A 13,195-nucleotide genomic window follows, 5' to 3' on the forward strand; every position below is an offset into this window, starting at 1 on the left:
ATGTGGTATTTCACCTGGATTTTAGGCGTATTGCTCGCCTGTTCATTTGGCATCATAAACGCCATGTGGTTAGAATCTACCGAAAACATGGATCGCCCTGAAGAAGACCAGTGAACGGTACGCAAACGCTTACAGCGTGGTTTCGCGCCACAGTAGAAACACAGGGTGTTGCTTCGCGCAGCACCCTGTACACATTAGTGGGCATAAAAACCTGCCGCATTGTGATCATGATTGCGGCCTTCTGGCTGTTTGCCCATATGATGCATACGCTGGTGGTGTTGACGGTGTTACCAACAATGGCCGATTGGATAGGGTTGTCTGTTGCCTTGCTCATGGCCTGGTTGCTACAGGGAGAAGCTAACCGACGTACGCTGGAAGCCAAAACACAGTTACTTAACGAACTCGAAAGCCGCTTTGCTCAGCATTTGGCAATTGGCCAAATGGCCATGGTGGGGCAACAAAGTTCCTACTACTGGCAGTCGGTGTGGCTGCATCACCTTCCTGCTTTGGCAAACTGGCGTTACGACTATCAGGTACAGCAATACGTGGCTGTACTGGCACCGGTGATAGCATTGGTTGGCCTATTTATGGTGAATTGGCTGATTGCCCTTTGCTTGCTGGTTACGCTGCCCATTGTGCCGTTATTTATGGTGATAGTAGGCAAAGGTGCGGCGGCACAACAGCGAAAGCACTTTACTGCCCTTACCCGCCTGGGCAGTTTGTTTACCGACCGACTAAAAGCCTTGCCGCTGCTTGCAACCTATCGCGCGCATGGCAGTGAGCTTGCGTTGCTTAAACAAGCCAGCGATGACCTGAATGATCGCACTATGAAAGTAGTGGGGGTGGCCTTTTTGTCGAATACGGTGCTGGATTTCTTTTCCACCGTAGCTGTGGCACTGGTGGCAGTGTTTATTGGTTTTACCCTGCTGGGGGAATTTGCCATTGGGCCAGTGCTAACCTTGCACTATGGTTTATGGCTATTGCTTACTGCACCATTACTATTCTCGGAGCTCAAAGCCTTAGGGCAGTTTTACCATCAAAAAGCCGAAGCGGAATCCGCACAGATCAGCCTGGCCAACTGGGTGGCTCATATTCCTCAAGAGGCGTTTAATGCGGCGGTAAACAAATCCATAGAGTTTGAAGAAACTCAGTACTTTTCATTGCAGGATGAGCAAGGACGTGTGTCGGCGGCAGACTTGCATTTGGCTGCCAAAGATAAAGTGGCCATAACCGGTGCTTCTGGTAGCGGCAAAACACTGCTTTTACAGGCGCTGGCGGGTCAATATCCGGCTGGCTATGCGCTGCCATGTAAAATTGCCATGCTGACACAGCAACCGGTGCTGCTACCCGCCACTGTACGCGACAATCTCAATTATCAACAGGTTTATAGTACCTCTTTGCTGTGGGCTGTACTGGCGCAGGTGGAACTGGATGAATGGGTACGTGCATTACCCAAACAACTTGATACTGCGCTACATGAAACACCCGCTATCTCAGGCGGACAGGCTCAGCGCTTAGCGTTGGCACGGCTATTACTCAGCGATGCACCAGTATGGTTATTAGATGAGCCTACGGCACATTTGCCGGCTGAACAACATAGGGCATTAAGTGAACTTATCCTGCGTCTGTCTGCGCATAAAGCGGTGCTGTGGGTGTCGCATAAATCCCTTCCACAAGATTGGTTTACACAGCACTGGCAGGTAATCAATGGCACGGTTATAACAGGCAAGGTAGCAGGGCAATGATGGCTTTTCTCACTGTGGCTTTAGCTATATTTCACAGTCTGGCCGGGCTGGCAATCCTGATTGTATCGTCCTGGTTTATTGCGGCGTGTGCGATTGCTGCCCCCGGATTTAACTACATGTTACCCGCTGTGGTAATCAGGGCTCTGGCATTACTTCGAATCGGCAGCGGTTATGCGCACATGTGGGTGGGGCACCAACATTTGCTGGGACTGACCGCCAGCTTGCGATTAACATTGTTTGCCCGGCTACAATCACAAAAAATCCACTCGCGTAGTGAGGAAGTTGAAGCGCTGGCTTCCCATACCGAAGCAGTTGCAGCCTTGTGGGTAGGTTGGGTATCTCAGCAGGCTTCGGCTGTTATGATGCTATTGATGTCGTGCATCGGTTTATGGTGGCTGAATGTACCGCTAGGGGGCTGGGTATGGATACTGGCTGTCTCGTGGCTAATTGTGATGGCAATACTGTGTTTGTTAGGGCTTACTTATGCAGAAGAGATTGCCAGATGGGAATATGCGTTTCGGCAGCATTCCGAAGCCCAGCTGGCTGCTGCGCCAATCTGGCATATCAAGCCGGGTGCGTCATTGTTAGATATGATGCCCAAAGCAATCGCATGTTGGCGAGCGAATATGCTGCTTCAGAAGCGGGTATTGCAAGCTCAATGGGTGTTTCAAGGCGTTGCATGGCTGCTGTTGCTCGCCGCATTTCTGGCATTGATTCACACTCACCCAAATCCAGGAAAGGCTGAGCCCTTGTTATTGATTGTGCCTATGCTCTTGCTCAGTGCCGGAGACTGGCTGGGCAGAAGCTATAATACTCAGCCTGCGCTGAATAAAGCCGTTCAGGGTAATCGGAAACTTAACACGTTACCCAGTGGTTCGTTAACCTTGTTACCGGGACCACCTGTTGAAGGCGCAGTCACACTTTGTAATTTCAGATCGGCGAATCTGCCCGAACAATGTATAAATGCTGAGCTACCTGTGAATGGCATCGTGTGGGTTACCGGGCCAAGCGGTGCGGGTAAATCACAGCTACTGCAGGCTATTGCTGGAGTGGAGAAAAGCAACGGGGAACGTATGTGTGCAAACAACATATTGCCTTCGGGCTTGGTGCCAGGCTGGCTCTATCTGGAGCAGCAGCCCATGGTGTTGGCGGCTACCCTAAAACACAATTTGTGTTTGGGTAAGGCATTCAGAGACACTGAACTTTCAACGGTATTGATTGAAGTGGGCTTATCGCACTTAGTTGAACTGGGCGAGTGGCTGGGGCCTGGTGGCAGGCAGTTGTCTGGTGGTGAGCGAAAACGCCTGAATATCGCCAGGGCAATGTTGCACAACGGAACTATGTGGTTGGTGGATGAGCCTTTTGAGGGGCTGGATCTTAACGCCATCAGTAGTTTGATGGCGCTGATTGAGTCTCAGGCAAATTGCAGACTGATTGTGATTGCCAGTCATGTCATACCTGACGGCGTTGAACCATTACATCACATTAAAGTGTAATGGATTGTGGCTGCTATGCAGCCACAACGGGGATTTGTTCTTCAATGCCAATGCCGTACTTTACACGGGCTTTTAAGCATTCAACTGAACCTGCTTCAAATTCCCGGCAGGTAGATGAACGCTGCGGATAGATGCCACAAGAGACCTCTTTACCCACTTCCCCTTGCAGAGCCACGCAACGGGGTTTGGGTTGATTGGTGCCGGCCATGGCTACCCGAGTAGGTGAAATTTTTTCAGTCAATTCTGCGGGTACGGTGCCAGCCGTAAAAGGGTCCGCTTCAGACCAATAAAAAGATACGCGAAAATTTGCGCAACACGCGCCGCAATTGACGCAAGAAAGCATAATTCCTCCATATACACTGAAACAGTATCAGCATTGCTTAAGATGCGGATTATGCCATTCGCCTGAATTTGTGAGAATTAAAATAAATTCTTATTTAACAGTGGTTTATTTTAATGAGTGCAGGCCTATCAGGTTACCTTCTGTGTCTTTGGCAAGCGTTACAAAACCATACTCGCCAATAGCGAATTTTTGGCGTATTACAAAACCACCAGCATCCGTAACACGGGCTCCTTCGGTTGCGCAATCTTCGCAGGAAAAATACACTACGGTACTGTTGTTTCCGGCTTTTACTGATGGAGTACACACTAGCGCGCCGGAACTGCCGTAGCTTTCCATATGGGAGGGAAATCCAAACATGGCAAAACCATCTGACGGGTCGACTATACTGGCGAGGTTCACACAGAATACGGTTTCATAAAACGCTTTGGCCCGCGACATATCATCAACATATATTTCAAACCAACCAATGGGATTGTTCATCTTCCGTTCACTCTTCTTTCACTACTATCGATTTACAGTGTAGCTGCTGCACAAAAATTTATACGTTAGGCTACACTTTTTTACAAATGCAGATTCTTATGTATGGCATGAGTGTGCTAACGTATTTAATGTATCCATCTGGTATTAATAGGAAAATTTACATGAGGAAGTACTCTAACAGGTTGTTGATTGCCGGCTTGCTTTCGGTAACCGCATTAGGCGGATGTACCAGTGCAACCCGCGGTGTCGTTAACCCAACTCCGGCGCCCGCGCCGCAAATTAGCCCTGTATTTCAGGAAGAACAACTGGGGTTAAAGCGCGTGGTCGCGATTACTCGTTTTTCTGATGAAACTACCAGAGCTAATAATTTTTTGGTGGATAACCAGGGAAATCGTCTTGGCAAACAAGCATCAGATATTCTGGCCAGCCGCCTTACGGCAACGCAAAAGTTCATCATGCTTGAACGCGATGCAATGGCTGATGTAATGAAAGAGGCCAAATTGGATGGTGAAGCGTTGGAAGACGTAGGTGCTGATTACATTATTGTGGGCTCGGTGTCTGAATTTGGCCGCAGTAATGAAAGTGAAGTAGGCGTATTTAGCCGCAACCGTATTCAGGTTGCTACTGCTACGGTAAACGTGCGATTGGTTAACACCCGTACCGGCGAAATCGTGTATTCAGAAGAAGCGACCGGTAAAGCGCAAAGCGAAGCCAACCAGGTGTTGGGAGTAGGCCAAACGGCGGGCTACGACACCAGCTTGGATGATCGAGCTATTTCGGCGGCAATTTCTAAGCTGGTAAGCAACGTAATGGAAAATCTGCTCGATGCTCCATGGCAGGCGTATCTGGTGGGTGAGCACAATGGCCAGTGGTTGATGACGGGCGGTAAGTCTCAAGGTGTAAAAGCCGGCCAGCAATTTACCGTAGTGATGCCAGGCAAACTGGTTAAAAATCCCCAGACCGGTATGAATATGGAATTACCAGCTACAGAAACAGCCACCATTGAAGTAGTGAGTTTTATGGGCAGTGGCAACAACGAAATGTCACTGTGTAAACTGGTGAGCGGCAATATAAACGGTGAGCGTTTAACGGATTATCGCGTGCGTGAAGAGGAGTCAGCACTATGAAGTTTCTGAAATATGTGAGCCTGATTATGGCGTTCGTTGTTATGTCGGGCTGCAGTAGTCAGTTCCAGCAAGCCACTCAGGTAGACGATAAAGCCGTGATCCAACTCCTTGGCTCTTTGGAAGGCTATGCGTTAAGTATTGATGGTCAGCCGATTCCTCTAGCTAACGTAGAATCGTTCACGTTAAATGGAGAACTGGCAACACAGTTTTCAGTGTCTAGCGGCACCCATGTAGTAGAGTTGGTGAAAGCTGGACAAACCATGGTAAAGCGCAAGATTTATGTGTCTAACGGCAATGTCTTCGAGGTGCGCATACCGTGATGCTATCCAGAGCACCTTTTGTTCTGGTAATTGCTGTAGTAATGTTAAGCGGGTGTGTAAATACACACTCACTTTATTATTTTGGCAATTACTCAGAGGCGTCTTATGCCTATAAAAGAACACCCACCGCAGAAACTCGCGCGGAGTTAAAAGAAAGTCTTCTTACTATTATCATTGAGTCAGAAAAGCGCCAAAAACGGGTGCCGCCTGGCATCTATGTAGAACTGGCTATGATGGAATTTGAAGACGATCGTCCAGGTCGAGGTAATCAATATTTGGCGTCGGAGCTGGCGCTCTATCCTGAGTCAGCGACACTCGTTGAGCGTTTAAGTGCGCAAATGGCCCCAAAAGGGGGGAACGAATGAAAGCACTGAATCTTGTTATTGCTGCATTGGCGTTAGTTCTGTTGCAGGGGTGTGAATCTACTGCCCAGCAATACACCAAAAGGGATGCTTATCCGTTGATGTACGAAGAGAATATCAGGAGTATTCTGGTTGTACCTGCGGTGAATCATACTACCGCAGCAGATGCCCCCGTATTGTACGCCACTACAGTATTACCACCACTGGCAGAAGCGGGCTATTACGTTATGCCAGTACCGATTGTTGAGCAACTGTTTCAACAGCAGGGCATCACCGATGGTTCGCAACTGCGAGATATTCCTGTCTCGCGTTTTCAAACGTTGTTTGGGGCCGATGCAGTGTTGTTCGTTACTATTGTGCGCTGGGACACCAGTTACTACATCACAGGCGGAAATGTGTCTGTAGGGCTGGATTTTACGCTGGTCTCAACTACGACGTCGCAAACCATCTGGTCTCAGGCGCGAACGCTGAATGTGGAAACCTCGGGTAATTCTAATGATTTGCTGGTAAACATTATTGCAACTGCACTGAATACCGCGCTAACCAAATACATTGATTTAGCCAGAGATGTGAATGGTGGTGCTATCCATCAATTACCGGTAGGTCCGTATCATCCACAGCATAAGCTGGATGGGGCTGAACCAGTTAGTCCTGCCGGGCTGGAAATTGACCGCTAATATACCCGTCAGGTAGGGTCTCGGCGCCTTACCTGACATTATTGCCCTCGCCGTTGCACACGCCGTTATTGCCTTCCCAGTACAACTCTGGCAAACCTCTTGCTCTGTATTCTGTTAGTTATTCACAAAATGTCATTTATTAACGGGCAAGAGTGTTGTTATGAGCAAAATACAGATCACGCCTTTTTTTCACGAACCCACGTTTACCGTGACCTACGTCGTTGCTGACCTGGCTACCAATGCCTGTGCCATTATTGATCCAGTGCTGGATTACGACGCCGCATCAGGCACCCTGTCTACCGAATTCGCTGACAATATTGTCAGCTTTATTGACAAAAATGGCTTAAATACCGAGTGGATCCTGGAAACCCATGCACATGCAGATCACTTAACTGCTGCGCCTTACTTAAAAGATAAACTAGGTGGTTTAATTGGGATCGGTGAACACATTCGCCGCGTGCAATCTACTTTCAAAGCAATTTACAACCTGGAAGACAGCTTCGCGTCAGATGGCAGTCAGTTTGATCAACTATTTGCCGATGGGGAAGTAATTAGTCTGGGGCATCTGGATATCGAAGTGTTGCATACACCCGGACACACACCGGCTTGTGTGTCTTACTACATAGAAGATGCGGTATTTGTTGGCGACACCTTGTTTATGCCCGATTACGGCACTGCCCGCGCAGACTTTCCCAATGGCAGTGCGCATACACTTTATCAGTCTATTCGCCGATTACTTACGTTGCCTGAATCGACCCGCATGTTTGTTGGTCACGACTATAAAGGGCCTGGCAGGGATACTTATGCGTGGGAAACCTCTGTATTCGAGCAGCGTCGCAACAATGTGCATATCAAAGATGGGGTGAGTCAGACGGACTATGTTGCTATGCGTGAAAAGCGCGACGCCGGTCTGGCAGTACCAAAACTATTGCTACCTGCCATCCAAATTAATATACGCGCCGGCCAGCTCCCGCCGGCCGAAGACAATGGCAGACACTACTTAAAAATACCTCTCACGGTAAGTAAGTAGCACGTATGTTAACCGTATTATTTGGTGCATTAGTGATTGGCCTGAGCCTGGGGATTCTGGGGTCGGGTGGTTCTATTCTGACTGTACCGCTGCTTACCTATGTGGTGGGCCGCCCGCCAAAGGTTGCGATTGCAGAATCGCTATTAATTGTGGGCTGTATTGCTGCAGTTGGGGCCTGGAAACTTCACCGACAGGGGCTGATTGCGTGGCGAAAAGTGTGGTGGTTTGGGCTCCCCAGTATGGCTGGCACTTATCTCGGTGCGTGGGGGTCACAATTTGTAAGTGGTGCCGCGCAACTGGCTACCTTTGCACTGGTAATGCTGCTGGCAAGTGGCTTTATGCTGCGACCTTACCAACCAGCTGTCAGTGCAGATGTGCGGCTTACTAAGCTTGTACTGGCCGCGGCTGGTGTGGGTATCGTGGCGGGTTTCGTTGGCGTGGGTGGCGGTTTTTTGATTGTGCCTGCGTTACTGGCTACTGCGGGCGTATCCATGCGGCAAGCCATTGGCACGAGTCTGGCAGTGATAGTTATGCAGTCGCTCACTGGCTTTACAAAACATTCGTGGCTGTTTGCGCAATCAGGCGTATTGCCCTACGACTGGCTGATGATAGCGCTGGTGGCTGGATTGGGAGCGGCAGGCTCGCTGGCAGGCGCTCAACTGGCTGGTAAGTTACCCCAACAGCATTTAAAGCGCGGCTTTGGTGTGTTGCTGGTGGTGATGGGAGCTGCCATTTTATTTTCCACTTGGAACAGGCTTTAAGAGGTGTTGTATGAACATTGTGTCAATTACCGATAAATTCAGTGTGTCAGGTGCCATTGACCTTGATTCGCTGAAGCAGTTGGCAAAACGTGGTGTAACCCTGTTGATCAATGTGCGGCCAAATATGGAAGCGGTTGATCAGATAAACGACGAAGCACTGGCAGAAATGGCCGCGCTTGCAGGGCTCAGTTACGTGTGTATTCCGGTGAAAAGTGGTGAATATCCGGCTGACAAAGTTGCAGCCTTTGCACGTGAATTACACGCCGAGCGAGGCGCTGTGCACGGTATATGTCGAACCGGCACACGGGCGGCGCACCTGTGGGCACTGGCTCAATGCAAGGCTGGTGTGAGTAAATCCTGGTTGCAGCAACAACTCATTCAAGCCGGGATTGACGTAATACCAATTCGTATAGAAGTTTGCTCTCTCAGCAACACTGGCAGGCTTTTTAGCTAGGCTTGTTTGTGAAGGTTTGGTGGTTCCAAATCAAGCAAGCGTAACAACGCTAAAAAGTCTGCCAGTGTTGCCCAAAGGGAGTGGCCAAAACGACTTACATCTTTGTTGCGCCCTCTGGACATAGAATGACTATGCCTCAGAGTACGCGTCGTGATCTAAGTCGTTTTGACTCACTCTGAGTGGGCAAACTTCTATGCGAATTGGTATAATTCCGCTACTGGCAAATTGTGAAGCATCAGAGCCCCGAAAAACGGCGGCTTGACGCCGCCTTTGCAATGGGAGGGTGACTGTGAGCTAAGCTCAACAGCCACCGGGCACATGAAAGGTTACGGGCAATGTGTGGTAGGTTGCCCATGTTGGGTTAAACGAATATTGGATACCGCAAATTCGACTTTACCCTGCGTGACAAAACTGAGTGGTGCATACACCTCTTGTAAATTGGCTCCGGCGCCAATAATGCACTTGGTAGGTATTTCTACCGATTGCCAGTCGCTGGAGTCGGCAGTGAAATTACTCAGTGGCACCATGCCAGCACAGTTCTGCCCGCATTCTATACCAACCTGAATCCCAGTACCTGATGGTACTTTCAGATCGAAAGCCAGTGCAGAGTTGGGTGTTGTAAAGTCCAGTAAGTCCACTGGGAAAGGCGCAACGAAGTGTAATTTGGCTGGTGTATCGCCAAATTGCATTAATAACGTGTCTTCCTGAACATTGCGGTCGGCGGTGCGAATGGTAACGTCACCAATAGTAAGTACACTGCTATTCATCGCGCCAGACACGCCACCTGAGTGGGCTACCAGTTGCCATGGCTCTTGTACACTTTGTTGGAAAATAACGTGATCAGCGGCTTCACTGCTGTCAGCCTCAACGGTTTCGTTAAGCGCAGGCAAGTTTGTGTTGTCGCTATAAGTTAAACCATAGCCATATTCAAACTGAGGGTTTTTGCCGTCGCCGCGGTTGATCGGGTTTTGGTAAGGCGTTGCCGGCCAGGTAAAGGAAAGTTTTCCTTGCATCGGAAACGCTACTTCACCATTTGCCTGAGTAAACAATACGTCTGCTACGCCCTGGCCTTCTGAGCCAGGTAACCAGGCAACCACAAATGCGTCGGTGGCGTTGATTTCCGGATTAATCCAAAGCGGACGGCCTGTAATGAACACGCCGACCACCGGAATGCCTGCGTCTTTAAAACGTTTCAGTAACGCCAGGTCGCTTTTGTTGCCGCGCTGATATTCAACGTTAGCAATGTCGCCATTACCTTCCGCGTAGGGATCTTCACCAAATACCACAATGGCCACATCAGGCGCGTCGGTGTAGCTACCATCTTCGCTAAGCGTCGCGCTGCCGCCCGCTGCAGATACGGCTTGCTCAATACCCTGATAAATCGACGATGCACCTGGGAAATCACTGTTTTCATTGCCTGTACCCTGCCAGGTGATCGTCCATCCGCCGGATTGCTTGCCAATGTTGTGAGCGCCATCGCCTGCTACCAGTACCTTGCTGTTGGGTTCAAGCGGTAACAGGTTGTTATTGTTCTTCAGCATCACCAGTGATTTACGCACCGCTTCCCGCGCGACCGCGCGGTGGTCAGGATGGCCTATTATGGACTTGTCGCCCGATAGACTGCGATTGGCAGGTGAGGGCAGGTCGAACAACCCAACGCGAACCTTCACGCGTAATACACGACGCACGGCATCATCCAAACGTGACATAGGGATTTCGCCACTTTCTACCTGGGCCACCAGGTTGTGGAACAGGGGTTTCCATGTAGGCGTGGTTGCCATGTACACATCTAAACCAGCCAGCAAGGCTTGTGGGCAGTTGTCGTTTGAACAGCCTTCTATCTGACCATGGCCATTCCAATCACCTACAACGAAGCCGTCGAAGCCCATTTTGTCTTTCAGTACATCGGTTAGTAAGTACTTATTACCATGCAGCTTTTCACCATGCCAGCTGTTGAATGACGCCATTACCGATTGTGAACCCGCGCCAAGGCCTTCAACATAGCCCTGTGCATGAATACGAAACAGTGTTTCTTCGTCGGCAATGTTATTGCCTTGGTCGTCGCCCTGCTCGGTGCCACCGTCACCCAAAAAGTGCTTTACTGTAGAGATGACATGCTGATCGTCAATATTGCCGTCGCTGATATCACCCTGTAAGCCGGTAACGATAGCTCTGGCGTATGCGCCTACCACTTCAGGATCTTCAGAATAGCTTTCATAAGTGCGACCCCAGCGGTCGTCGCGAGCAGCCGCAACGGTAGGGGCAAATATCCAGTCGATACCCGTTGCCCGCACTTCTCGCGCAGTTGCAGTGGCAATTCTTTCAATCAGCGCCGGATCGCGCATTGCACCCAAACCGATGTTATGCGGGAACAGGGTAGCGCCTATCACATTATTATGACCATGCACGGCATCGGTGCCCCACATAGTGGGAATTGTGCTGCCATCTAGGCTAGCATCAACCGAAGCCTGATACATGGCTTCGGCGAGCGCTATCCACTCTTCGGGCGTAGCGTGTTTGTTGTTGTTTGGAAACGACCCGCCGCCGTTCAGATAAGAGCCAAAACCATACTCACGCATGTCTTCTACGGTTACATCGCGAATTTCTGGCTGAACGATTTGTGCTACTTTTTGTTTTAACGTCATTGAGGCCAGAATGTCTGACACTTTCTTTTCAACGTCATCTGACTTTGCAATGGGTGATTGAATGACTGGCCAATAATCCGGCACAGCCGATGTTGCTTTTTGTGTAATAACGTCATTGTTCCCGGAGCAGGCTCCAAGTAACAGCGCACCTAGGGCCGCAGCAACTGACGTGGCTAAACGTGTTTGCATGGTTATTCTCCAGCCTGGGTATCGGGTTGAGAGCCTTTCAGACCATAAAATCCGATATACAGATAGCAAATTGCAGGAAGTAAAAATGACAGGGTTAAGCCCAGGGTGTCCGCCAGAACCCCCTGTACTAAAGGAATTAGCGCACCGCCAACGATAGCCAGACATAACAAGCCGGATGCTTTTGCGGTTTGTTCACCCAATCCTTTCAGTGCAAGACTGAATATCGTTGGGAACATGATTGAGTTACACAAACCAACGGCCAGCATTGACCACATAGCGATGTCGCCAGTTGTGAGCACGGACGTCACAATGAGCACCACAGAGGCCAGGCTGTTAAAGCCCAGTAACACACCCGGTTGAATACGCTGCATTAGCGCTGCGCCAATAAATCGGCCTACCATTGCACCACCCCAATAGTAGGCAATGTAAGTTGCTGCCTGACTTTCAGGCATGGAAAGCACATGTGCAGAACCAAAATAGTTCACCAGAAAGCTACCAATAGAAACTTCTGCTCCCACATAAACGAAAATGCCAATCACGCCAAATTTCAGGTGACGGTGATGCAGCACTGTGCTTGCCTGACTGTCGTCCAGTTGGCTTGGCTGCGCTTCGGCAGGTAACATTAAACGGCGTGTAAACAAGGCCATTACAGCAAGCACTATTGCCAGGGCAAGATAAGGCACAATAACGGATTCGGCGTCGGCCTGAGCGCTGGTGGCAGAATGTGCAGAGAAAATGAGAATGCCGCCGATGATAGGCGCAATTGTGGTGCCCAGTGAATTAAATGCCTGGGTCATGGTGAGGCGACTGGACGCAGTGTTGGGATTACCCATAATGGTAACCAGCGGATTAGCTGCTACCTGTAGCACAGTGATACCGCCTGCCAGCACAAACAGCGCCAGCAAAAACATCCAGTATTCAGCAAACTTAGCAGACGGAATAAACATCAGGCAGCCCACAGCAGCAGCTGACAAACCGGTAATGATGCCCTGTTTGTATCCTACCCTGCTTACTAGTTTGCCTGCTGGTACCGATACTAAAAAGTAGGCGCCAAAAAAGCAGAATTGAACCAACATTGCCTGTGTAAAATTAAGTTCAAACAGTGCCTTAAGGTGAGGGATCAGAATATCGTTCATGGCGGTAATAAACCCCCACATAAAGAACAGCGACGTCAGACTCACTAACGTTGACATAGTGAGCGGAGCTGATGAGCCGGTTGTAGTTGTAGCCGATGGCATAGACATGATTTTTCGCCCTGATTGCTTCTGCTGAATACCCATTATCCTGGAGGAAAAGGCGGTATGTTAATATTTTGTTGCACGAGTATAAGACTATTTTATAAAAATGCAAGCGCTTACATTTTGCGTAAAATGAGCGCAAACACAAGTAGGAATGACATTTTACTGTGGGTAAGCACTGATTGCCTGCAACCTAAATAATAAATATAAATCATGGTGTTATGAGAATTATGTGTTGCCTGAATGGACTGAGCAAATTGATGCTTTAGCGGTCTGCTGGCTGACGATGGTTGCGTATAGCACGTTGATTTTTAAATCATTTACTTAA

14 protein-coding genes are annotated in these 13,195 nt (G+C 49.3%); 10 read left to right on the forward strand and 4 right to left on the reverse strand.

Annotation, left to right across the window (positions count from 1 at the left end; genetic code table 11):
- Genes cydX through ACLR2L_RS04825 form a run of 3 tightly spaced genes read left to right on the forward strand, consistent with a single transcriptional unit; the run spans position 1 to position 3,241 of the window.
- Complete coding sequence (gene cydX, locus ACLR2L_RS04815) at positions 1–114, forward strand: cytochrome bd-I oxidase subunit CydX (protein ID WP_140958280.1); 114 nt, start codon at positions 1–3, stop codon at positions 112–114.
- Entirely contained in the window at positions 111–1,745 is a 1,635-nt protein-coding gene (locus tag ACLR2L_RS04820) for an ATP-binding cassette domain-containing protein (protein ID WP_413366177.1), read from the forward strand. The genes cydX and ACLR2L_RS04820 overlap by 4 nt, the downstream gene beginning before the upstream one ends.
- A complete protein-coding gene (locus ACLR2L_RS04825) occupies positions 1,742–3,241 on the forward strand; it encodes an ATP-binding cassette domain-containing protein (RefSeq protein WP_413366179.1) in 1,500 nt (499 codons plus the stop codon). The genes ACLR2L_RS04820 and ACLR2L_RS04825 overlap by 4 nt, the downstream gene beginning before the upstream one ends.
- Positions 3,242–3,254: 13 nt before the next feature.
- Here the strand turns inward: ACLR2L_RS04825 and ACLR2L_RS04830 are convergent, their stop codons facing one another.
- Together ACLR2L_RS04830 and ACLR2L_RS04835 are read right to left on the reverse strand one after the other, a co-directional pair.
- On the reverse strand, positions 3,255–3,584 hold the full coding sequence (locus tag ACLR2L_RS04830; protein ID WP_413366181.1) for a YkgJ family cysteine cluster protein: 330 nt from the start codon (positions 3,582–3,584) through the stop codon (positions 3,255–3,257).
- 105 nt (positions 3,585–3,689) lie between these two features.
- Positions 3,690–4,064, reverse strand: a complete 375-nt coding sequence (locus tag ACLR2L_RS04835) for a VOC family protein (RefSeq protein ID WP_413366183.1) — start codon at positions 4,062–4,064, stop codon at positions 3,690–3,692.
- 161 nt (positions 4,065–4,225) lie between these two features.
- On the opposite strand from ACLR2L_RS04835, the gene ACLR2L_RS04840 reads away from it, so the two are divergent.
- From ACLR2L_RS04840 to ACLR2L_RS04870, 7 genes are all read left to right on the forward strand, one after another.
- Positions 4,226–5,191 carry a CsgG/HfaB family protein gene (locus ACLR2L_RS04840; RefSeq protein WP_140958275.1) on the forward strand — a complete coding sequence of 322 codons (966 nt, stop codon included), beginning with the start codon at positions 4,226–4,228 and terminating at the stop codon, positions 5,189–5,191.
- Positions 5,188–5,511, forward strand: coding sequence for a hypothetical protein (locus tag ACLR2L_RS04845; RefSeq protein WP_413366186.1), 324 nt, complete (start codon positions 5,188–5,190; stop codon positions 5,509–5,511). Before ACLR2L_RS04840 ends, ACLR2L_RS04845 begins: the two co-directional genes overlap by 4 nt.
- Positions 5,511–5,876, forward strand: a complete 366-nt coding sequence (locus ACLR2L_RS04850; RefSeq protein ID WP_413366218.1) for a DUF4810 domain-containing protein — start codon at positions 5,511–5,513, stop codon at positions 5,874–5,876. The genes ACLR2L_RS04845 and ACLR2L_RS04850 overlap by 1 nt, the downstream gene beginning before the upstream one ends.
- Positions 5,873–6,550 (forward strand): GNA1162 family protein, encoded by a 678-nt coding sequence (locus ACLR2L_RS04855; RefSeq protein WP_413366188.1) that lies wholly within the window; start codon positions 5,873–5,875, stop codon positions 6,548–6,550. The genes ACLR2L_RS04850 and ACLR2L_RS04855 overlap by 4 nt, the downstream gene beginning before the upstream one ends.
- Before the next feature lie 160 nt (positions 6,551–6,710).
- A complete protein-coding gene (locus tag ACLR2L_RS04860; protein WP_140958272.1) occupies positions 6,711–7,580 on the forward strand; it encodes an MBL fold metallo-hydrolase in 870 nt (289 codons plus the stop codon).
- A gap of 5 nt (positions 7,581–7,585) precedes the next feature.
- Complete coding sequence (locus ACLR2L_RS04865; protein ID WP_413366190.1) at positions 7,586–8,341, forward strand: sulfite exporter TauE/SafE family protein; 756 nt, start codon at positions 7,586–7,588, stop codon at positions 8,339–8,341.
- 10 nt (positions 8,342–8,351) lie between these two features.
- A complete protein-coding gene (locus ACLR2L_RS04870) occupies positions 8,352–8,795 on the forward strand; it encodes a TIGR01244 family sulfur transferase (protein ID WP_413366192.1) in 444 nt (147 codons plus the stop codon).
- Between the two features lie 326 nt (positions 8,796–9,121).
- Here the strand turns inward: ACLR2L_RS04870 and ACLR2L_RS04875 are convergent, their stop codons facing one another.
- Positions 9,122–11,629 (reverse strand): glycoside hydrolase family 3 N-terminal domain-containing protein, encoded by a 2,508-nt coding sequence (locus tag ACLR2L_RS04875; RefSeq protein ID WP_413366194.1) that lies wholly within the window; start codon positions 11,627–11,629, stop codon positions 9,122–9,124.
- A 2-nt stretch (positions 11,630–11,631) separates the two neighbouring features.
- On the reverse strand, positions 11,632–12,873 hold the full coding sequence (locus ACLR2L_RS04880) for a sugar MFS transporter (protein WP_140958379.1): 1,242 nt from the start codon (positions 12,871–12,873) through the stop codon (positions 11,632–11,634).
- Between the last annotated feature and the right edge of the window lie 322 nt (positions 12,874–13,195).

The sequence above is a fragment of the Alteromonas sp. AMM-1 genome (assembly GCF_047290655.1).
Lineage (GTDB): Bacteria > Pseudomonadota > Gammaproteobacteria > Enterobacterales > Alteromonadaceae > Alteromonas > Alteromonas mangrovi.